This is a genomic window from Neptuniibacter sp. QD57_21, assembly GCF_047778075.1.
Classification (GTDB): domain Bacteria; phylum Pseudomonadota; class Gammaproteobacteria; order Pseudomonadales; family Balneatricaceae; genus Neptuniibacter.
The window spans coordinates 1,671,199-1,693,484 of sequence record NZ_CP180549.1 but is presented as its reverse complement, the minus strand read 5'-3'; the positions used below and the strand labels follow the sequence as shown (position 1 = coordinate 1,693,484).

The following is a 22,286-nucleotide window of genomic DNA, read 5'->3' as shown; positions in this document are numbered from 1 at the left end:
AAGGATGAACAAAAGCTTATCTGCAATTGGCGTACTTGCCTGCCTTCTAATATCCACTGTTTCAGCCAATGACAAAGTCATTCGCATTTATCACGACTCAGACTACACCTCTCACTCTTCCTCTGCACAAGCCATGAAGATGGGTTTCCTTACCGCTCTGGCCGAAATCGATTATAAAATTGGTAACTACCAACTCGAATTTGTTGAAAAAGATCATCGCGGAAATGTTGTTCGTAGCCACAGAACAATGAAACAATTCGTAAATGATCCTAGTGCCCTATTTATACTTGGCGGACTACATTCCCCCCCTTACATTAAATATCGTCAATACATCAACGATAATGAAATTCTGCTACTAGTTCCGTGGGCAGCAGGTGGACCTATTACCCGCCATCCTGATAGTAATAACTGGGTATTCAGATTATCTGTCGATGATACAAAAGCGGGCTTGCGAATCAGCGATTACGCAGTAAATTCAAAACAATGCAAATCTCCCCACCTATTACTCGAAGATACAGGCTGGGGGAAATCGAACTTCAAGACAATAACCAACTACTTTGAAAGTTCACTGTCCATTACACCTGAAGTCACATGGTTTAATTGGAATACCAAAGACAATGCAGCCAAATTAATTTTGAGAGAAATTGCCAAATCCGATAGTGACTGCGTTATCTTCGTTGGTAACGCTATAGAAGGCGCTACCTTTATGACAGCCATGACAGAGGTTGAACAATTCAATCTACCTGTGCTTTCTCATTGGGGAATTACCGGCGGAAACTTCCCCCAGACATTAGGGCCTACAACCCTATCTAAGCTGGATTTAAGCTTTATTCAAAGCTGCTTCTCTTTTGTCAGCTCTGAAGAATCCAAATTCAGCCAATCAGTATTTGCCAGAGGTCAGAAGCTATTCCCTGAAGCATTAACTGATTATCGCTCTCTAAAATCGCCTACGGGGTACACCCATGCGTATGACTTAGCCAAGGTAGCTATCCAAGCAATGCAAAATATAACTCTAAGTGATGATATGGCTCAAAATAGGCAGTTACTTCGAGAAGAATTAGAGTCATTAAACACGCCTGTTAAAGGCCTAATAAAAACTTACCAAAAGCCCTATTCTGCTTTTAGTCAATCTAATTTAGATGCACATGAAGCGCTCGGATTATCTGATCTATGTATGGCCAAATTTACCCCGGATGGAGTAATAGAAGTAATGCCTAATACGTCTCCGAAAGTTCCTAACTAGTTGAGTAATAGGATGCGGCTTTGTAAACGAGGTTTAAAACTTTCAACAGATACACTGTTTTATCTGTTTATTGCTGCCTTTTTCGCTATAGCTTTGACCTCTAGTTATATCGCGATTGGGGAACGTGTTCGTGATATTACAATAGACTTTCAAAATCGAACAACTAGCGCACAGGCTGCGAACGCTGCCACTTCGATAGGCAACTATGTAGACGATCGTATTCTGTTCTTACAGGACCTAGCTAAGAACCCTCTTTTAACTAGTGCGGTGATGGCTACTCTGGATTCGGAAGAAAACCTTGTCGATTTTTTGGACTCACTTCTAATCCTCGGTCAGCATGAATCTGTATTCTTACTAAATATTATTGGTGAGCCTATTTACAGGCCTTCCAACCAAAGCCTGAATTTGAACTTAGAAAATGAACCTTGGTTCGAAGAGATACTAAATGGCGAAAGGCCTTGGGTTATATTAAAACATCGAAAAAATGAACAATGGCACTTCTCTATCGCTGTTTCAGTCAACTATAACGGTGCTAGCGAAGGTGTTGTTCTAGTTCGATTTGATAAAGACATCAGTACATTATTTACTACCCAAGCACATGCCGCCAGCATTAGAATCAAAGGTGATTACCTTGATTACTCTTCTCTAAACAACACTCTTAATTACCAAAAAGTTGACGAACAAGTTGCTGGTCAGACCCAACTTAACGTCGAATATTACATCGATCAACAACACCTCGCTTCTGAAGTTAATCAGGTTATCCAAAGTATCTTCATTGGCCTTCTTCTGACATTTTTGGTCGTCTTTATACTGCTAGTCTGGCTTGGAAAAAAGTTTTTTATCAACCCATACAAAGCAGTCAAACAGTCTGAAAAAGAACTGAGAGAAGAGCAAAATAGAAACAGAGTCCTCTTAAAAGCCCTAGAAGTAAGCTCTGTCGGTGTAACAGTTGCAGATGCCACACAACAGGATCTTCCTCTAATCTATACCAATAAAGCGTTCCTTAAGATAACCGGGTATAACGAAAGCGAGGTAATCGGAAAGAATCATAGATTCCTTTCAGGTGAAAAGACGGACCTAAAAGCCTTAGGCCAGATATCTAAAGCGCTTAAAGCCCATCAAAGCGTAAACGTTGAAGTGATTAACTACACCAAAGACAAAACACCTTTTTGGAATGACGTTTCGATTTCTCCCGTATTTGACGAACACAATAATCTAACTGCATTTGTCGGTGTCGAAAATGATATAACCGATAAAATTAAGCGTGAACAAGAGCTGTCTGAAACCGCGAGACAACTTGAGTTAGTCGTAGATTCTACCAATGTGGGCATTTGGGACTTGAAAGTCCAAACAGGAGAACTCAACCTTAACGAACGTTGGGCTGAAATCATTGGTTATACATTAGATGAACTTCACCCAATCGATATTGAAAAATTTCATCAGTTTACACATCCTAATGATTCCGATATATCACAGCGCCTATTCGATATATACAGCAATTCCAGTGAAGACCGACACAGTTTCGAGCTGAGAATGAAGCACAAGCAAGGCCATTGGATCTGGGTTTTAAACGCTAGCAAAGTCGTAGAACGTGATATAGACGGCAACCCAATACGCATCATTGGCACTCACTTAGATATTACAGATCAGAAGCTTTCTGAAGAATATCTATTAAAAGCAAAAAATGAAGCCGAACAAGCAAGTGTCGCTAAGAGTGAATTTTTAGCCAACATGAGTCATGAGATAAGAACACCAATGAATGGTGTTATCGGCATGACTAATATATTGCTCGACAGTGGCTTAAACCCGCAACAATTAGAATACGCCAATACCGTTAAGAATAGCGCCGACTCTCTACTCACTATAATCAACGATATTCTTGATTTTTCTAAAGTTGAATCAGGAAAACTGGAGCTCGAATCGGTCGATTTTGATATGGGCCAACTACTTGATGAAATAGGTACTTCATTAGGTATGCGTGCTCAAGAAAAAAACCTAGAACTCGTCTGCCCTGCCACATCCATTACTGATCAATGGTTTAACGCTGACCCAAGTCGCATTCGCCAGATACTCGTCAACCTCATAGGTAACGCATGTAAATTTACTGAAAAAGGTGAAGTAGCAGTCTTCTATGAGTCAACTCAAGTTTCCACCAAGCAAAGCCAAATTCTGATCAAAGTGGTTGATACTGGAATTGGCCTAAACAAGGAACAACAAACCCGCTTATTCGAACGCTTTAGTCAGGCTGACGGCTCTACTACACGTAAATATGGTGGTACCGGTCTTGGACTATCGATAAGTCGACAACTAGTAGAGTTGATGGGTGGCGAAATTGGTGTCGATAGCCAATTAGGCCATGGTTCAACATTCTGGATTAGCTTGACTTTAACCCATGCGACCTCAAAGCCGATTTCGCAACCTATCGAAGCGTTACATAGTAAAAGAATCTTAGTTGTTGACCCTAATGAAACGAATCTTCACCTGCTTGGCGACATTTTAACAAGCTGGAAGATTGATTATGAACTCACAACAAAACCCGAGACAGGTTTAGAAAAACTAAAGTCGGCTGCAGCTAACAACACACCTTTTGATATAACCATCATCAATCAAGAGCTATCGGATATGGATGCTATCGAGTTTGCCACACGTTGCAATCATGAACCTTTAGTAACATCCACCAAGCTGCTTGTTCAAACGGTCAGCAATCAAACCTTTGATAAATCAAAATACGCTGAAAACGGTTTACACCATCTGATCGCAAAACCTATCAACCAAAGTCAGCTTTTTAATAAACTATTAGATCTTGTCCAAGTTAAACAACAAAATACCTATGTAAAATCTGCTAACGATAGAAAAGCGGCGTTCTCCTTTAATAGCAAAGTTTTACTCGTAGAAGACAACATTACCAATCAAGCCGTAGCACGGGCGTTATTAGAACAGCTCGGGCTAAAAATTGATGTCGCGGCTAATGGTGAGGAAGCATTATCAGCTCTCGAAATGATCCAATACGATCTTGTCTTTATGGATTGCCAAATGCCCGTGATGGATGGCTACGAAGCAAGCAGATCTATTCGGCAAAATAAGAAATTCAAGGACCTACCTATCGTCGCCATGACTGCTAATGCTATGGCAGGAGATCGCGAGAAGTGTCTTGAAGCAGGCATGGACGATTACATAACCAAACCCATCAATTCGAAGGACTTAATCCAAGCACTTAATCATTGGCTCCCTGATGATCAAAAATTCACGTCCAACAAAGAGCAAGGCGTTTGTCACACCGAAGACAAACAGCTGGTGTGGGATCAAGATAGCGCACTGAAGCGCTTAATGATGAACGATAAACTACTCGTTAAGGTGCTAGAAGCCTATCTTAAGAATTCAGCTGATCTGATTGAAAACACACAATATGCATTCAGAAATAAGCAATGGGAGGAGCTAAGGCAGCAAGCTCATAATATGAAAGGCATGGCCTTAAACTTGTCTGCCCCACAACTAAATGAAATTTGTAAGATGCTTGAAATAGAAGCCGCAAATCAAAATCAGGAAGCACTTGAAAAGCTACTTCCTGAGTTCGTAACCAAAGCTAACGCTCTATCGGATGAATTTAATAAATACCTTTCAAAGAACGAGCATATTGTCAGTCAGGAAAACTAATATTCTAACACTTAGACCTTTTCTACGGCACTTAATCCATACTCAACGCAGTTTTAAGGCGGGACAATAAACTATTCTGATCCGTAGTCGATTCCGCCAATTTTACTGAGCCAGTTGGCGCAACAACATAAGGGTTTGTATTGCCTTGGATTTGGCTAATCATACGATTACGCTCTAACTCCCATTGATCAACAGGATCTAGCTTTGCCCAAGCATTAAACAGCTTTTCCTGCTTATTACTGATACGAACGCCATACTGATCGCGCATATAAAAGTACGTACGAGCAATGTCGCCACGGCGATGGTCAGCTGGCTCGACCTTACGCTGCTTGAAATCAACTTCCATATCGCATTGCCCATAAACACGCGGTTCACCTGCTAATTGTGAGAAGCTAAAATTAGATCGATCACCATTTACCTCTCCAATTGCAGGAACAAGGTTGTGAAGGTCTGATTCCATCTTCTTAAAATTAGGGTTCTTCTTACAAGCTTTACGACCACCGTCTTGCCAACATTGTAATTGATGACCAAAAGCCCAAGCCGGCATTACGTGCTCCCACTCAATTCGCTTTGCTCTATTCGCATTTTTACGAGGTGAGTAGCCACAGGATGCTAAATCTGGCACCAACTTTTTACCTTGGGCATTGTAGTCACAACCACAATAAAAGCTCTGCTGGTTATCTGCGTAGATCTCTTTGAGAATCTTTTTGGCACTACCGAAAGACTTAGGATGCTCAGCTAAAGCCAAGCCTGGGATCATTAGAAGAGCCACAGGAAGGTACTTGTACATTGGAATTCCTTTTAAAGGCGTCCAATGCCAAACGATGCTTCCTGCTTTAAATTAGTTACTAGAGTTTGAGGCCAATATGAGCGGTTAAGTAGCTACTCAAAAGCCACGACCATCATACGGCTGAAAGATAAATTTAAGCTGAACCTTGTAAAAAGAGCCGGTTCATACCATCAATAAAATCAGATTTACCGCCATAAGAGGGATGACGGATATAGCGGATATCTTGATCAGGAAACGCTTTTTTTAAACAGTCAGTTCCTTTACGACCTAACCCTGCAATTGCATCGGGTTGGTAAACATCCATCAGCATTTGTAACAGCTCTAAACCTTCTTCTATTTCAGCTTTTAATGGTGCCCTATTCTTTTTTTGAATACGCGAAGGATGCGGATGATAAGGGAACGAATTCCAAAAAAGCGGTACTGTTTCTTGTGAACACAGATAGCGCCATACAATAGAGGCTGTATTCTCAGCAGTAAGCGTATCAGGGTTAAGCTCAATTTTTGGCTTTAACTGCTGCAAAAAAGGATGATCAACCTCATCAAACAACTTGCCACTGGAAAACGGAATCCCAGTTAAACGACCACCTTTAAAACCATAGGCCTCACCCACTAAAAGGATCCTTGGTCCGGATTGCTCAAAAGCCAGTTCAATGTATCGCTTTAGGTTCTCTAATTTGGTTTCATCCCTATATGGATTAAATACAGTCAGAGTGTTTTTACGTTTGCTAAGTTTTTTGTAAAAACTTTCTAGATTAGGCATTTAACAAAGTCACAAGTTTATGCGTTAAAAACATGATCGATACAACGGCTAGACCAAATACGTAAAGCCCCCAATGAATCTGAATTGACGCGACAGCACCGAGCTTTACAGTCACCAACAATACCGCAACCACCATCACATCAAGCATCGCCCAACGACCGTAATCATGCATCAATCCAAGCAATTTACGTTGTTTAGCGGATATTTCATCGCTTGGTGTTGTTAATCTAAATAACAAAAATAACTTAACCAACGGTAGAACTACACTAAAGAGGAAGACCAGAACCGCTAGGATCAGATGCCCTTCAGTTAAAAGGCTATGTACACCGCCAATTACAGAAAAAGAACTCTCGAAGAAATAGAACTTGCTCATCGTCATCATCGGACTAAACAGCCCAACAGCCAGACAGATCGTCGTTAAGATCAAAGCTATTCTGAGCCATAAAGACTGAGATGAAGATAAAGGGTTAAATCTATCCATGAAATGGCCTCAAAACAAAGTGACGCAAGTATACCAATCCATAGCTGTCATAGTGCAAACGAAACATTTCTGAGTGTTGCTTGAATGTGTTTGTTAACCGTGTACTCTCAAGGTTTAGTGTAAAGATGCAGGCTAAATAAAGCCTGTATTTAGCCTGCAACTGAGTCGACGCTAAACCGCCATATCAATCTGCTGTACCGTTCCGACATCACCAGCTTCAGTTAAGTAGAAACCACTGGAGCGGACTCGGCCATTCTCTTGATTATTTTCACCTTTTATATCGAAGGGCGTTTCGGTTGAGCCTAAATAGATCGCTCCTACACCACTATCAGCCAATGATTCTAGGTAATCGCTATCTTCAGTTTTATGCCATACAAGAAGATCGTCGAATATAGAATCACCCTCATCGATATAGTTGTTACCATCCTCGTCATATTGGGCAAGATCGGCAAAGCCATTACCCGTTAAAGCACCAAATAGCTCTGTACCGTCATTAATAATGCCGTCTTCATTCTTATCTAGAGCAAGCATGCCGCTTTCACCGGTGAGATAACTAATGAGTTCTTTATCACCATCAGCATCAAGATCAAATTCAAACTTCTCATCAGAAAGATCTGCGTGATTGCCTTCAAAGTTCAGAATCAGTGGATCTGTAAACTCCACTACACTGGTCATCTCAAACTCGCGTGTAGCTGAGTAGCTCCGCTCCATTTCAAGGTTCAGATCAAACTCTATCTGCTTACCATCAGCCGTAGTCACCATGCCACAGCTATGGAAACTGGAGCACTCATACTCCTCAACGGTTTCCGTCACCTTAAACGACATTTCCATCTTTATAGGTTGTAGTTGCATGGGTATACCGCCTATTCCATCTTCGCTTGGAATAGAATCAGCATCTGGGATCTCTACATCATCGGGAATGTCAGTTTGTATATGTTTTGGGTTAATAGCATTTAACAGACTTTGCCAAAGCCTCGCTTTCGTAATCTCTCGTTGCTCAGCGATATTTGGCTCGTTGTCTGCAGTTCTAAATTGTAAACCTTGATCAGTTAAGACCAGAACTGAATTACCCTGAAACTGATCATCGCCTTCTGTTGATGGCTGTTGGCCAACAGCAAGAGTACTAAATAAGCTACTTTGCTCTTGGCGAAGAAACGATTTTGCTTCGCTTAACTGCGTAAGAAATGCATTACCCTCACTCCCCCAATCAATCATTTTGGTTTGAGAGCTATATTCCGTTTTCTGATGCTCAGCACTCATATGTACATTACTTGTCTGAATAATCATTGTTCTCTCCTTGCTGATTTTTTGCGTCAATCAACCCCCGCCGTTCTATGAAAAGAAAGCGTGAATCATTTCTTCAGGGCGCAAAAAACCAGTTTTTGTGAATAACAAAAACAAAAAATCGGTTGTTAATACTCAGCGGAAAATATTTGCCTAAACTCAGTGTACGTTAGGCAAAACTCAGCTGTTGTCCGAGCCAAAAGCCAAGACAAATTTTCCGATAAGTAAGCTTGTATTAGGTTATTAAATTAAAAGAGACTTCCTGATGACCACTACCTCCCTTGCTGAAAGCCACGGAATACATAGGCTGGAGGAGAATAGCCCATAATAGCCATCACAAAATCGGGCTGTTTTATGTTCATTTTCAGATCCAACATTACGCGGTTCGCATCGACTAATTACGTTTGAGTAAACTAAGGTTCAGCAAAAAACGGGCCGCTATGACATTGAATATCAAAGGAATTTGAAAGATATAAAAAAAGCCGCTGAATGCGGCTTTAGAAAAGAAGAAAAATGCTCTAATCAAATTTGTAATATTTTTGATTAAGATAAGTTGCAACTGCCGATACCTCATCAGGGAACCAGCCAACATCCAGCATGGTGTTACACATCTCTACCTGGGCTTCTAATCTTGAATAGGTGTTTACTCGTCGATTAGACCGGGTGTAAATATCTGAGCTATGACAAGTTTCACAGTTAGCGTCGGTGTAAACCTCGCCACGGGTCGTTCGTTCCAAAGCAACAGATTCATATAACTCTTTACCCTCTTCAGCATCTGAAGCTGAAGTAATCGGCACATAAGCTGTTATTAGAATAACCAGCGCGCTCTGTATTTTCTTAGACATACTTGTCATCACTAAGTGACCTCCCCTCATAAGCACATGCTTTGATACTACTATAAAGCGAAGACTTATCTGATCAAGTATTCCCAACATACTGTTCCCATTGAATAGATACTCCCCTCACTAAACACTCAAAACCAGACTAGTACTTTGGTAAGTCTAAAGCTTACTTTAGCATTCCATGCAGACTGGGAAACCCATTAACACTGATAAAATCTTTCATTATTGATCGACAGGATTCTTATAAATCAAACTCATAACTATAAAAAGGACAGGAATTTTGAAACAGCTACTCACTTCAATCGCACTTGTATTAGTTAGCATCTCTACCGCTTATGCAGGCAAGCCATCAGCAATCAATTTTAACGGTGACGAATATACATACAGAGCTACCGAAAGCTCAGTACACCAATATACACCTGCTGACCAAACCGATCTTTCTTCACACAAAGATATGATCTCCTTCACCTTCGCAGAAGAAGTGAAAAAAGTCTGATTTAAAACCTTTTGCAGAAAAGTTTTTAGCCGCGTACAACGGGAAAGGAAAGATTATTAAAGCGATCGCCGGCCCTGACCCACGTGACCCTAGCCTGTTTCTTCTAGCTACAATGACAACCAGCGATAAAAGCTCAGAAGCAAATATGTTCCTAATCAGCGTAGAGAACCAAACTGGCGTTGTAATGAACTACTCCCACCGCATTTATGGCAAAGATCAAAGTAAAGCGGTCACGGATTGGTTTAATGCTAACGGTCATAAAATGGAATCCACTCTGATGTCTTTCAAAGAGCTTCCACAAGCTAAAGAGTTCAAGTAACGCTAAATGAATAAGCGAAGGGGAATACCTTTCCCCTTTGTAAATGAAGCCTCTCACTCCAATCCTCTACTTATTTAATTCAATAGGGCAATTAAGGCTTACACATGTATAAACTCATTATTTCCAGCTTATTGAGCCTAACATTCCTGCTATCGTCTCACGCTTCTGCTAATAATTGTGAAGATGCTAAAACCAGCATTCAGATGAATCGATGCGCGGCTATTAAACTCGAAGTTGCTCACCACCAAATGACAAAGTATTTAGACGCAACTTACGAGCTTCATGCTAAAAACACAACAGCGCTCGAGAGCATCAAAATTGCTCAAAAAGACTGGGAAACACACATAGCCTCTCACTGTGATTCTATCTATGCGATTTGGGAAGAAGGTCGAAAGAAAGCATTCGTATCTATTTTTTGCATGATAGATAAAACCGACGAAAGAACAGCAGAGATATGGAAGACGTATTTATCTAACAGTGATAAACCCGTGTTACCTAAGCCTCAAAAGTAACAAGTTTTAAACATGAGAACCTAAATAAAAAGCCTCGCAACTTAGCGAGGCTTTTTATTTATCAGAACAAGATTTATCACTATTCGGTTAACTCTTTAGATATCGCGAATATGATTTAGAAAATCATTTGGCTGCACAACGCCAATAAGCGTTTTATGATCGAGCTTTGCACCTTCGCGATCATAGAAGATAAGTGCCGGCGGGCCGATCAGTGCGTAATCTTTATTAAGTTTTTTAGCCGGTTCATCATTGGCCGTCACATCTACCTTAATCACCCGATATGGCGCTAAAGCATTTTGCACACGCGAGTCAGCGAAGGTAACCACCTCTAGTTCTATACAAGCCACACACCAATCAGCGTAGAAATCTAGCATTACTGGCTGCCCATTGGCTTTGGCGATCTCTAACTCACTATTAAGTGCTTCTGGCGTTGTCACTTTTATAAAAGGCAGTACCTCAGTTTGTGCAGACTGGTCACCTGCAAATGCTTTTAGTGGGTATCTAAAGCTATTACCACCGGCCAACGCACCGATCATTAGTGACAAGCCGTAAAGCAAAATAATGAGACCTAAACCTTTCGCCAGGTTCTCTTTAGCCGTTTTCGCTTTAGACAGCACCCCCATATAAACAGCCGATACAACTAGGATGATCGCTGTTAACCACATAGAAACGACGGTAGGTGCAATGCGATCAAGCATCCAAACGGCCATCAACAACAGTAGCACGCCAAATACTGCTTTGACCTTGTTCATCCATAGGCCAGCATGTGGAAGTAGCTTTCCTGCAGAAGCGCCAACCAATAGAAGCGGTACGCCCATGCCTAAGCTCATCGCAAATAACGCACTACCACCTAGGAATGGATCACCTGTTTGGCCGATATAGATTAATGCGCCTGCTAAAGGAGCCGCCATACAAGGGCCTACAATAAGTGCAGATAAGAAGCCCATAATCGCCACACCGGCGACCGTGCCGCCCTTCTGGCTGTTGCTCGCCTGACTTAAACGGGTCTGAATGCTGTTTGGCAGTTGAAGTTCGTAAAAACCAAACATCGATAAAGAGAGCAAAACGAAGATCAAACTGAAGCTGCCGATAATCCAAGCATTTTGGAAAAGCGCCTGAACATTTTCGCCAAACAATCCTGCGAGTACACCTGCAATGGTGTAAGTGATCGATACAGCCAGAACATAGACTAGAGATAGCCCAAAGCCCTTAGCCGTCGATACATGCTTACCCTGCCCAGCAATGATACTCGATAGGATTGGAATCATCGGAAAGACACAAGGCGTTAAGGATAGCGCTAAACCCGCTACGAAAAACGCGCCTAGGGTAACGATTAAGCTGCCCTGAGAAAGCATCTGCGCAAAACGATCCTGCTCGGTCACTGCAGGTGCATTGATTGTTTGCATGGTTGCTGGAGCGGCACTCATATCAGTAGCTGATTGAGAAGGAGTAAATGCTGCTATTGCGATCTCTTTAGTAACTGGCGGATAGCATACGCCACCGTCCCAACAGCCTTGATAGGTGATGGTTAGCTTGTCGTCTTTTGCTGGATCGACTTTGCTGAGCAGCGATAGATCTATTTCAGCGCGGTCGTAATAAACCCATACCTGACCAAACAACGGGTCATCTTTTAATTCAGCCGGTGCATTCTTGCGTGAGATAATCTGTGTTGTTTCGCCATCTTTAAGCTCTATTCTGTCTCTATAGAGGTAATACTCATCTGGCATATCCCAGATCAGTTTTAAAGTATCACCTTCTTGCACATGACCAAAAACAAACGCTTTTTCTACTTGAACAGGGCCTTTTTCACCAAAAGGGTTTTGATCAAATAGTCCCGCTGTCACATTCGGGGAAGCTACAGATAGGATAAGTAAAAACTGTAACCAAAAAACTCGTTTAAATAGATACAACACAGCGTTTCCTATGGATTAATCTCGCAGACGCTTGATTGACAACTTTTATGCCTAACAGTTCGCTATCAATCGGATTTACATAGTTTACCACGCCTTTTTTATCGAACAGCACTCGTAAAAGCACTTTAATTAGTAGAAACAACTGCCATTGTTTTGATTTGGCGCAGAATAGACCATCTGCATACTTATAACCTTCATAGGTTTATGGTAAAACAAGCGACACATTGACAAAGAGTCTAGAGAGCCCCAGCGCTAAAAGCGCTCAATAACGTTAAATAACTCTCTATTGTAGGATAAGAACTAATGACCGATACACGTGTTGAAGATTTAAATATCGAATCAAATAGCGTTCTGATTTCCCCAGATGCGCTTAAGGCTGAAATGCCAATTTCTGAGAAAGCAGCTGAAGCAGTAATGCAAGGCCGCTCTGTTGTTCGCGATATTCTTGACCGTAAGGACCCTCGTTTATTCGTTGTTGTGGGCCCTTGCTCTATTCACGATACAGAAGCAGCTATCGAATATGGCAAGAAACTGGTTGAGCTTCAGGAAAAAGTTAAAGATTCCTTATATCTGGTTATGCGCGTGTATTTTGAAAAACCACGTACGACAGTAGGCTGGAAAGGTCTTATTAACGACCCAGACCTAAACGACTCTTTCGAGATCGAAAAAGGCCTGCACACTGCACGTAAACTTCTTTTAGATCTATCTGAAATGGGTTTACCACTAGCAACTGAAGCACTAGATCCAATTTCTCCACAGTACATGCAAGATTTGATCTCTTGGTCAGCAATCGGCGCACGTACTACTGAGTCTCAGACTCACCGTGAGATGTCTTCTGGTCTATCTTGCGCTGTAGGTTTCAAAAACGGTACTGATGGCGGCCTAGAGGTTGCTACAAACGCACTTAAATCTGTTAGCGCACCACATCGCTTCCTAGGTATTAATGAGAGTGGTCAGGTTTCTATCGTACACACTAAAGGAAACCAGTATGGTCACGTTGTACTTCGTGGTGGTGGCGGTAAGCCAAACTACGATTCTGTAAACGTAGCGCTTTGTGAACAAGCGCTAGATAAAGCAGGCCTAGCAAACAACATTATGATTGATTGCAGCCACGCAAACTCAAGTAAAGACCCAGCTCTTCAGCCACTTGTAGCTGAAAATGCGACCAACCAAATCATTGATGGCAACAAATCTATTGTTGGCCTAATGATTGAAAGTAACCTTGCTTGGGGCAACCAGTCTATCCCTGCAGATCTAAGCGAGCTTGAATACGGCGTATCTGTAACAGATGCTTGTATCGACTGGGAAACAACTGAGAAGTGCCTAGTTGAGATGAACGAGAAGCTGAAGCCTGCATTAGCTAATCGCTAATAGGCCCAGCTCTCCACAAAAAAAAGCGCATAGGGTAGCCCATGCGCTTTTTTTAGTTTTCGGAGAGAATATATACCTCTCCATCACCGTCAAACTCTAATTGTTCCTGCGGCATTTAGCCTCCAAATCAGATTAAAACCAAATACAGTTTGCCTCTTCTAACTTAGCTGACCAATATGGAATAACCCATACAGCTTACCTATTCGGCAGAGCGACCGTTACAGCGTCATTTTATCAGGATCTGAACGGCCTAGTTGAGTCAGCAACTCAACCAGCTTCGGATTAAATCTATAACCGCTTTCACTATTGATACGACTGATCGTTTTAGCAACCGCGATTTTTTGCTTGTGGTCCTTCCTTAAGCGCAGATAATTTTGCTGATAGAACTTAAGCATTGAGAGAATCATACTCCCCGCTGGAATATCATCTCCTTTTAGACCAAACGGTCCTCGGCCATCATAGCGCTCAAAACTACACTCAATCAGCTTTGAAGCGGCTAGCCATTTACCGCCTAGCTTTAAAAAACCTGCTGATAGCTCAACTTGCTCTCGCGCCTTAGCTTTTTCCCATTCCGCAGATTCGAGCCCAATATCAAACACAGGCGAAGGGACAAATTTACTTCCCAAATTCTGAAAATTAAACGCCGCAACCAACTGATCTTCGAGATCAGAATTAGGCAGCTGATCATTTAGCAAACAGCCAATAGTAATGAGCTTAGAAAGATCGCCTTGTTGCTGAATGGATTTTGCCTGCAGAATTTTTGCAACCTGCCCCATAAAAGCCAGATCATCAAAATCTTTTAACTGCTCTTGCGCCTCAAGCTTATCCAACACGCTCTCATTTATACTCTGTGTGGCTGTGAGTATGCCTGAGAAGCTTTCTAAGGTTGCTTGAGTCACTTTGTCGCGTGATGACTGGCCAGACTGATAAACCTGCAGCACACCCTTTTCTAGAAGCTCAATATCAGACGAACTAACATCAAGACCGCTAACCTTATCAGCGACAAGCTGTTCTAATCGGGTAAAAACAAAAGCGATGAACTCTCCTTGCACGGGTGTATAAGGGAGCTGATTTTTGCGAAATTGATCAACTAAATCTTCGAGCCTATGGCAAACATCAGCAATACTGTCGAGAAACACCATATGACAGTTGCCTTTAACTGAATGCACCGCCCTAAACATTTGATTAACAATTTCAGGATCGTAATTACAGTTCAAGGAACTAAAACAGTGATCTAATTCCTCCATCGCTTCCTTAACGCTAGAGTAGAACTCCGTTTTCAGCTCGTCACTGAGCTGCTGAAATCCTTGATCATTTGCGTCTGACATTTTTCACCATTTCAATTAGCCACAAAAAAAGGATAGCAAAGCTATCCTTTTTTATAACACATTCTGGAACGCTTATTCGTCCGGCATCGCTTTAGGTTGATCTGTGTTCTCATAAATGAGGATAGGATCGTTATCACCCTCGATAACGCCCTCATCGATCACAACCTTGCTTACATTCTCCATAGAAGGCAGCTGATACATAATATCTAGCAATGTCGCTTCCATAATAGAACGCAAACCACGTGCGCCTGTTTTACGCTCAAGCGCTTTACGTGCAACCGCCTTTAAAGCAGCTTCACGGAAATCAACTTCAGCGCCTTCCATATCGAACAGTGCAGCATACTGCTTAGTCAAACTGTTCTTCGGCTCAGTCAGAATCTGAATCAACGCTTCCTCATCCAGTTCAGCAAGTGTTGCTACCATTGGTAGACGACCTACAAACTCAGGAATCAGACCGTATTTAACCAGATCTTCTGCCTCTAGCTCACGAAGGCTGTCAGAAACCGTTTTCTCTTCATCTTTGCTCTTAACAACAGCGCTGAATCCGATAGAACCTTTTTCTGAACGATCACGAATAATCTGCTCTAGGCCAGCAAATGCACCACCACAGATAAACAGGATATTAGACGTATCTACCTGCAAGAACTCTTGCTGAGGGTGCTTACGACCACCTTGCGGAGGAACAGAAGCAACCGTACCTTCAATCAGCTTAAGCAAAGCCTGCTGTACACCTTCACCCGATACGTCACGCGTAATGGATGGGTTATCAGACTTACGTGAAATCTTATCGATCTCATCAATGTAGACAATACCAAGCTGAGCTTTCTCTACATCGTAATCACACTTCTGCAGAAGCTTTTGAATGATATTTTCTACATCTTCACCTACGTAACCTGCTTCAGTTAGCGTAGTAGCATCAGCAATAGTGAATGGCACATTCAATAGGCGTGCTAGTGTCTGAGCAAGCAGGGTCTTACCACTACCCGTAGGGCCGATAAGAAGAATATTACTTTTGCCTAGCTCAACGTCTGAATTGCTGCTCTTTTGGAAGCGTAGACGCTTGTAATGGTTGTATACCGCTACAGCAAGTACTTTCTTAGCGCGATCTTGGCCAATAACATATTCATCCAGAGCTGCACTTAACTCTTCTGGAGTCGGCAGATGATCGCTCTCTTCCTGAGGCTCTGCTTCTTGTATTTCTTCACGAATGATGTCGTTACATAGATCAACACATTCGTCACAGATAAAAACGGACGGACCAGCAATTAGCTTACGTACTTCATCCTGGCTTTTTCCGCAGAATGAGCAGTACAGCAACTTACCGCTGTCATCGCCATCTTTACCTTTGATTTCGTCGGTCATTCGACTTCCTCATAATTCTTTATCAGGGCTATACCCTATATTGCTACTCTGTTTCACATTTCAACCCTTATACAAACAAACAGGGTGAATCTTATGATTATAGTAACAATTTCTACTCAGGCTTAATCAGTGTTACGACGATCAAGTACTTCGTCAATTAAACCGTATTCTTTAGCAGCGTAAGGGTCCATGAAGTTATCACGATCTGTATCACGAGAGATCGTTTCTAGATCTTGACCTGTATGCTCTGCTAACAACGTATTCAATTTATGACGAATACTCAAAATCTCTTTGGTATGAATTTCAATATCAGTCGCCTGACCTTGGTATCCACCTAGCGGCTGATGAATCATTACACGAGAGTTAGGTAACGCAAAACGCTTACCTTCAGCGCCACCGGCTAATAGGAATGCACCCATACTCGCTGCCTGACCCAAACACATTGTGCTCACGTCTGGCTTGATGAACTGCATAGTGTCATAGATAGACATACCAGCAGTTACAGATCCACCCGGGGAATTAATATAGAGATGAATATCCTTATCCGGGTTCTCCGCTTCTAGGAACAGCAACTGCGCAACAACCAGATTAGCCATATGATCTTCTACAGGACCTACAAGAAAGATCACACGCTCTTTTAACAGACGGGAGTAGATATCGTATGCACGCTCACCACGAGCCGACTGCTCTACTACCATAGGCACTAGACTACTCAAAATATCTGAGCCACCTTTACCAAAATCCGCCATGTATCACTCCTTAAAACGGAAATAACCTAAACACAAGCACTCGATAATACTACGTTGATTAATTCAGGCAATAGCTTTAACCAACAACACTGCATTTATCATGCGCTAAAAACAAAAAAACGACAGCCAGCTTTCGCTAACTGTCGCTTTTACAGTAGTGACTTTTACGTCAGAAGAGCGTTAATTAAGCTGCAGCACCCTGCTCTGGCTTAATTGCATCTTCGTAGCTAACAGTAACGTCTGTTACTGTAGCAGCTTCAAGTAGGTTATCTACAACCTGCTCTTCAAGAACTAGACCTTTGATCTGACCTAGCATCTCTTCGTTACCCATGTACCAATCGATAACTTGCTGAGGATCTTGGTAAGTTTCAGCCATCTCTTCTAGTGTTTCTTTAACACGAGCTTCGTCAGCTTCTAGTTCATTTACTTTGATCACTTCTTGCATAAGAAGACCGATCTTAACACGGCGGTCTGCCTGATCAGTGAACATCTCTTTTGGAAGCATGTTTGGATCCATATCAGAATCTGGACCCGCAAACTGCATTACCGCTTGACGACGTAGGTTGTCGATTTCACCATCGATTAGTGCAGCTGGCACTTCGATTGGGTTAACTTCTAGAAGCTGAGTGAATACAGCATCTTTAAGTTTCATTTTAAGAGCCTGCTTAAGCTCACGCTCCATGTTCTTCTGAACTTCAGCGCGGAAAGCTTCTTCAGTCTTCTCTTCTAGACCAAACTTCTCGAAGAACTCTTCGTTTAGTTCAGCAAGAACTTGTTCAGAAACAGTGTGTACTTTTACTTTGAATACAGCGTCTTTACCTTGAAGGTTTTCAGCTTGGTATTCTTCTGGGAAAGTAACGTTTAGCTCAACATCTGCACCTGCAGTAGCGCCCGCTAGACCGTCTTCGAAACCAGGAATCATTGAGTTAGAACCTAGAACAAGGTCCATACCTTCACCTTTACCACCGTCGAATGCTTCACCGTCGATGAAACCTTCGAAATCGATGCGTACGCGATCGCCTTCAGCTGCAGCGCGCTCAACTTCGTTCCACTCAGCTTGCTGCTTACGTAGCGTTTCGATCATCTGATCAAGATCAGCATCATTTACTTCAGCCGCTTTCTTTTCGATCTCTACTTTAGAGAAATCAGCCAGAGCGATCTCTGGGTAAACTTCGAATTTCGCAGTGTATTCAAGGTTCTCACCTTCAACATCTTTTGTGAATTCGATTGCAGGCGTGCCAGCTGGGTTGATCTCTTCCTGCTGAAGCGCTTGGTAGAAGCTTTCCTGAACTACTTGGCCAAGAACTTCTTCACGAATACCTTTACCGTAACGCTGCTTAACAACTTTTACAGGTACTTTACCAGGACGGAAACCGTCGATACGTACTGTACGTGCAGTCTGCTGGATACGCTTGTTAACATCCTGATCGATGCGCTCTGCTGGTACGGAAACCTTCAACAGGCGCTCTAGGCCAGAAGTCGTTTCAACGGAAACTTGCATGTAATGCCTCACAAATAAAATGCTTGAATCAATAATCTTCAACAGACCGACGTATTGCTAACGCTGCTTGATCTGCACAGCCGCTCGTAAATTTCGAGCAAAATCAAAGCGCGAAATTCTCCGGCAAGCAGCTTAATTAGTCAAGTTTAGTAAGCAAAATAACGTATAAGAAATGAAAATTATTATTAGATAGATCACCTAGATCAAAAAATAAGCTAGAAATAGCTTTTATGATCAGATAAACAAAAACAAAAGTAAGGATTTTATAAGCTAGAAGCAGCTTTTAATGAGAGAAGATTTAAAGATCAATCAATGGTGCGGACGGAGAGACTCGAACTCTCACACCTCGCGGCACCAGAACCTAAATCTGGCGTGTCTACCAATTCCACCACGTCCGCAGATAGATCTTTTTTACACATAGCTTGAAACTGATTACACCAAAACAACGCTTCGTTGTAAATGGTGCGGACGGAGAGACTCGAACTCTCACACCTCGCGGCACCAGAACCTAAATCTGGCGTGTCTACCAATTCCACCACGTCCGCAATCTATGTGTATCGTTAATGGGGTGGATAATGGGGCTCGAACCCACGACCGCCGGAATCACAATCCGGAGCTCTACCAACTGAGCTATACCCACCATAACGATCGTTTTTGTGTAGTACATGGTGCGGACGGAGAGACTCGAACTCTCACACCTCGCGGCACCAGAACCTAAATCTGGCGTGTCTACCAATTCCACCACGTCCGCAGACTACACAAGAGATTTAATGGGGTGGATAATGGGGCTCGAACCCACGACCGCCGGAATCACAATCCGGAGCTCTACCAACTGAGCTATATCCACCACTAAATCTCGCTCTAACAAATGGCACGCCCACCAGGACTCGAACCTGGAACCTACGCCTTAGAAGGGCGTTGCTCTATCCAGTTGAGCTATAGGCGCCCGACTCATTTGTCAGACCTCAGACTTTGGCCTTAACTAGCGTCTAGCGCTTTGTTTTGGCCGCCTCGTCTTGAGGAGGTGCGCATAATATACACCCTAAATTTTGCCGTCAACACTTTTTTTATCTTTTATTTCAAAAGTTTTAGATTGATCATCTAACAACCAATAATTGGCTATTTATCAAGCAGTTATCCCATTTTTGGCTATCAAATTGATCCGATTGATACTCTAGCCACTAGTTTCAGTTTTTTTGATGCAAATGCACGCCTACTCTCTTACTTCTCAATTACTTGTACCTACTTATATAGCTAATTCACAAAAGGCGCTTGGACGAAATACTCAACCATGAGAGAATTCACCCCAGATAAAACTTAATAAAGGACCCTCCCTTTAAATGAGCGCACAGATTATTGATGGCAAGCAAATTGCCGCAGATGTTCGCCGTCAGGTTGCTGAAGGTGTTCAGCAGCGTATCAACGACGGTAAAAAAGCTCCTTGCCTAGCAGTACTACTTGTAGGTATGGACCCAGCTTCTCAGGTTTATGTTCGTAATAAAAAGAACGCTTGTCAGGATGTAGGATTTGAATCCCGCTCTTTTGACCTGCCTGCAGAAACGACTCAAGAGGAACTACTGAATCTTGTTGATGAACTAAACCAAGATGATTCAGTTAACGGTATTTTGGTACAGCTTCCTCTACCAGAACATCTAGATGGCAATGAGATCCTTGAACGCATCCGCCCAGAAAAGGATGTTGATGGATTCCACGCTTTCAATTTAGGTCGTCTAGCTCAGCGCATGCCTGTTCTTCGCCCTTGTACTCCAAAAGGCGTTATGACGCTGCTTGAATCTACAGGTCAAGATCTACATGGTATGGAAGCAGTCGTAGTTGGTGCATCTAACATCGTTGGTCGCCCTATGACATTAGAACTGCTTCTGGCGGGTTGTACTGTAACCACAACTCACCGCTTCACAAAAGATCTTGAAGCGCACGTTCGTCGTGCAGATCTTGTAGTAGTTGGTGTTGGCATTCCTGGCCTTGTGAAAGGTGAGTGGATCAAAGAAGGCGCTACAGTAATTGATGTAGGCATCAATCGGCTTGAAGATGGTCGCCTAGTCGGTGATGTTGGTTATGAAGCTGCAGCAGAGAAAGCCGGTTTTATTACCCCTGTTCCAGGCGGTGTAGGCCCAATGACCGTGGCTACACTTATGGAAAACACTTTAGAAGCGGCAAACAAGCAAGACGCTTAAGTTTGTTACTCCATAAAAAGGCAGCCTAGGCTGCCTTTTTTATTTCCGCTATCAACCGACTCAGGCTTCCCTGAACCAAGTCGTACCTTCGCGGCTATCTTTTAGAATGATGCCCTGCTCTGCCAACTCATCACGAATACGATCAGACTCTGCGAAGTTTTTCGCTTTCTTCGCTTCCGCACGCTGAACAATCAACGCTTCGATTTCATCAGAACTAAGCTCACCCTCTTTGTCTTCGCCTTTCAAGAAGGCATCAGCATCTTGTTGCAATAAACCAAGAATAGAACCTAGGCGCACCAATTGACCGGCAAGTTTACCTGCCTCTGGTGAGTTTTCACGAGTAGCTTTGTTCAGCTCATTCACAAGCTCAAACAGAACAGAGATTGCTTTTGGTGTGTTGAAGTCGTCATTCATCGCTTCAACGAAACGCGCATCAAAATCATTTGCTGGTGATTCATCAGAAATTTCAACACCACGCAGTGCTTGATAGAAACGCTCTAACATGACACGCGCTTCTTTCAAGCTATCTTCGCTGTAATCGATATACGTACGGTAATGAACACGCGCTAGGAAGAAACGAACCACTTCAGCATTGTATTTTTCCAGTACATCACGAATCGTGAAGAAGTTACCTAAAGATTTAGACATCTTCTCAGAATTCACGCGCACAGGGCCTGCGTGCATCCACGTATTTACATAAGTACAACCGTTTGCAGCTTCAGATTGTGCAATCTCGTTTTCATGGTGTGGGAATGGTAGATCTGGACCACCGCCATGAATATCAAATGTTGGGCCAAGGCAGCATTTAGACATAGCTGAACATTCAATATGCCAGCCTGGACGACCTAAACCCCAAGGAGAATCCCAGCTAACCTCCCCCTCTTTCGCAGATTTCCACAATACGAAATCCAGTGGACTTTCTTTAGCTTCATCTACTTCAACTCGCGCACCAGAACGCAGCTCATCAACATTTTTGTTGGTCAGTCTGCCGTACTCTTCAAAACGCTCTACACGGAAGTAAACATCACCATTGGATGCTGGGTAAGCAAAACCTTTCTCTACCAGTGTTTCGACTAGAGAGATGATATCTCCGATATGCGCAGTCGCTCTTGGCTCTTGCGTAGGACGAAGAACAGCAAGTTTTGCCTCATCTTCATGCATTGCTGCAATCATACGTTCAGTTAACTGATCAGGTGTTTCATCATTCTCAGCTGCACGCTTAATAATCTTGTCATCAACATCGGTGATGTTTCGCACATAGTCCACATCCCAACCCTGAGAGCGAAGGAAACGAGTAATAACATCAAAAGCGACCATCACACGTGCATGACCAATATGACACAAGTCATAAACGGTCACTCCGCAAACGTACATTTTGATTTTGCCTTCTTCTAGTGGCGTAAACGGAGCTTTTTCTTTAGTGAGGGTGTTATATATTTGAAGCATAACTCGTAACTTTATAATTTCGAAAAATAAAAAGGGCTGC

General features: G+C 42.6%; 18 protein-coding genes and 6 tRNA genes. 7 read left to right on the top strand and 17 right to left on the bottom strand.

Going from position 1 to position 22,286, the window contains the following annotated elements:
* The first annotated feature begins 4 nt into the window (after positions 1 to 4).
* Together ACMXYS_RS07520 and ACMXYS_RS07515 are read left to right on the top strand one after the other, a co-directional pair.
* On the top strand, positions 5 to 1,243 hold the full coding sequence (locus ACMXYS_RS07520; RefSeq protein WP_415898117.1) for an ABC transporter substrate-binding protein: 1,239 nt from the start codon (positions 5 to 7) through the stop codon (positions 1,241 to 1,243).
* Between the two features lie 12 nt (positions 1,244 to 1,255).
* Positions 1,256 to 4,897, top strand: coding sequence for a response regulator (locus ACMXYS_RS07515; RefSeq protein ID WP_415898116.1), 3,642 nt, complete (start codon positions 1,256 to 1,258; stop codon positions 4,895 to 4,897).
* A 31-nt stretch (positions 4,898 to 4,928) separates the two neighbouring features.
* Here the strand turns inward: ACMXYS_RS07515 and ACMXYS_RS07510 are convergent, their stop codons facing one another.
* The 5 genes from ACMXYS_RS07510 to ACMXYS_RS07490 form a co-directional block, all read right to left on the bottom strand.
* A complete protein-coding gene (locus ACMXYS_RS07510) occupies positions 4,929 to 5,687 on the bottom strand; it encodes an endonuclease (RefSeq protein WP_415884468.1) in 759 nt (252 codons plus the stop codon).
* A gap of 133 nt (positions 5,688 to 5,820) precedes the next feature.
* Entirely contained in the window at positions 5,821 to 6,447 is a 627-nt protein-coding gene (locus tag ACMXYS_RS07505) for a uracil-DNA glycosylase (RefSeq protein WP_415898115.1), read from the bottom strand.
* A complete protein-coding gene (locus ACMXYS_RS07500) occupies positions 6,440 to 6,928 on the bottom strand; it encodes a paraquat-inducible protein A (protein WP_415898114.1) in 489 nt (162 codons plus the stop codon). Before ACMXYS_RS07500 ends, ACMXYS_RS07505 begins: the two co-directional genes overlap by 8 nt.
* A gap of 171 nt (positions 6,929 to 7,099) precedes the next feature.
* On the bottom strand, positions 7,100 to 8,215 hold the full coding sequence (locus tag ACMXYS_RS07495; RefSeq protein ID WP_415898113.1) for a hypothetical protein: 1,116 nt from the start codon (positions 8,213 to 8,215) through the stop codon (positions 7,100 to 7,102).
* Positions 8,216 to 8,730: 515 nt separating this feature from the next.
* On the bottom strand, positions 8,731 to 9,057 hold the full coding sequence (locus tag ACMXYS_RS07490; protein ID WP_415898112.1) for a hypothetical protein: 327 nt from the start codon (positions 9,055 to 9,057) through the stop codon (positions 8,731 to 8,733).
* 277 nt (positions 9,058 to 9,334) lie between these two features.
* Between ACMXYS_RS07490 and ACMXYS_RS07485 the strand changes: the two genes are divergently transcribed.
* The 3 genes from ACMXYS_RS07485 (at position 9,335) to ACMXYS_RS07475 (ending at position 10,381) form a co-directional block, all read left to right on the top strand.
* Positions 9,335 to 9,550 carry a hypothetical protein gene (locus ACMXYS_RS07485; protein ID WP_415898111.1) on the top strand — a complete coding sequence of 72 codons (216 nt, stop codon included), beginning with the start codon at positions 9,335 to 9,337 and terminating at the stop codon, positions 9,548 to 9,550.
* Between the two features lie 145 nt (positions 9,551 to 9,695).
* Positions 9,696 to 9,869, top strand: a complete 174-nt coding sequence (locus ACMXYS_RS07480; RefSeq protein WP_415898110.1) for a hypothetical protein — start codon at positions 9,696 to 9,698, stop codon at positions 9,867 to 9,869.
* A 104-nt stretch (positions 9,870 to 9,973) separates the two neighbouring features.
* Entirely contained in the window at positions 9,974 to 10,381 is a 408-nt protein-coding gene (locus ACMXYS_RS07475; protein WP_415898109.1) for a lysozyme inhibitor LprI family protein, read from the top strand.
* 95 nt (positions 10,382 to 10,476) lie between these two features.
* Here the strand turns inward: ACMXYS_RS07475 and dsbD are convergent, their stop codons facing one another.
* Positions 10,477 to 12,294 (bottom strand): protein-disulfide reductase DsbD, encoded by a 1,818-nt coding sequence (gene dsbD, locus ACMXYS_RS07470; protein WP_415898108.1) that lies wholly within the window; start codon positions 12,292 to 12,294, stop codon positions 10,477 to 10,479.
* 303 nt (positions 12,295 to 12,597) lie between these two features.
* Between dsbD and ACMXYS_RS07465 the strand changes: the two genes are divergently transcribed.
* Positions 12,598 to 13,665: a 3-deoxy-7-phosphoheptulonate synthase gene (locus tag ACMXYS_RS07465; protein WP_415898107.1), complete on the top strand. Its 1,068-nt coding sequence runs from the start codon at positions 12,598 to 12,600 to the stop codon at positions 13,663 to 13,665.
* Positions 13,666 to 13,883: 218 nt separating this feature from the next.
* Here the strand turns inward: ACMXYS_RS07465 and ACMXYS_RS07460 are convergent, their stop codons facing one another.
* From ACMXYS_RS07460 to ACMXYS_RS07415, 10 genes are all read right to left on the bottom strand, one after another.
* Entirely contained in the window at positions 13,884 to 14,993 is a 1,110-nt protein-coding gene (locus ACMXYS_RS07460) for an Hpt domain-containing protein (protein ID WP_415898106.1), read from the bottom strand.
* A 72-nt stretch (positions 14,994 to 15,065) separates the two neighbouring features.
* A complete protein-coding gene (clpX, locus tag ACMXYS_RS07455) occupies positions 15,066 to 16,355 on the bottom strand; it encodes an ATP-dependent protease ATP-binding subunit ClpX (protein WP_415884404.1) in 1,290 nt (429 codons plus the stop codon).
* Between the two features lie 122 nt (positions 16,356 to 16,477).
* Positions 16,478 to 17,104 carry an ATP-dependent Clp endopeptidase proteolytic subunit ClpP gene (gene clpP / locus ACMXYS_RS07450; RefSeq protein ID WP_415884403.1) on the bottom strand — a complete coding sequence of 209 codons (627 nt, stop codon included), beginning with the start codon at positions 17,102 to 17,104 and terminating at the stop codon, positions 16,478 to 16,480.
* A 184-nt stretch (positions 17,105 to 17,288) separates the two neighbouring features.
* Positions 17,289 to 18,605: a trigger factor gene (tig, locus tag ACMXYS_RS07445; RefSeq protein ID WP_415898105.1), complete on the bottom strand. Its 1,317-nt coding sequence runs from the start codon at positions 18,603 to 18,605 to the stop codon at positions 17,289 to 17,291.
* Positions 18,606 to 18,918: 313 nt separating this feature from the next.
* Positions 18,919 to 19,003 (bottom strand) — tRNA-Leu (locus ACMXYS_RS07440).
* A 62-nt stretch (positions 19,004 to 19,065) separates the two neighbouring features.
* A tRNA-Leu gene (locus ACMXYS_RS07435) sits at positions 19,066 to 19,150 on the bottom strand.
* 19 nt (positions 19,151 to 19,169) lie between these two features.
* Positions 19,170 to 19,245 (bottom strand) — tRNA-His (locus tag ACMXYS_RS07430).
* A 26-nt stretch (positions 19,246 to 19,271) separates the two neighbouring features.
* A tRNA-Leu gene (locus ACMXYS_RS07425) sits at positions 19,272 to 19,356 on the bottom strand.
* A gap of 20 nt (positions 19,357 to 19,376) precedes the next feature.
* A tRNA-His gene (locus tag ACMXYS_RS07420) sits at positions 19,377 to 19,452 on the bottom strand.
* 22 nt (positions 19,453 to 19,474) lie between these two features.
* Positions 19,475 to 19,551, bottom strand: a tRNA-Arg gene (locus tag ACMXYS_RS07415).
* Between the two features lie 394 nt (positions 19,552 to 19,945).
* Between ACMXYS_RS07415 and folD the strand changes: the two genes are divergently transcribed.
* Complete coding sequence (gene folD, locus ACMXYS_RS07410; protein WP_415884401.1) at positions 19,946 to 20,800, top strand: bifunctional methylenetetrahydrofolate dehydrogenase/methenyltetrahydrofolate cyclohydrolase FolD; 855 nt, start codon at positions 19,946 to 19,948, stop codon at positions 20,798 to 20,800.
* A 60-nt stretch (positions 20,801 to 20,860) separates the two neighbouring features.
* Here the strand turns inward: folD and cysS are convergent, their stop codons facing one another.
* Complete coding sequence (cysS, locus tag ACMXYS_RS07405; protein ID WP_415884400.1) at positions 20,861 to 22,246, bottom strand: cysteine--tRNA ligase; 1,386 nt, start codon at positions 22,244 to 22,246, stop codon at positions 20,861 to 20,863.
* Between the last annotated feature and the right edge of the window lie 40 nt (positions 22,247 to 22,286).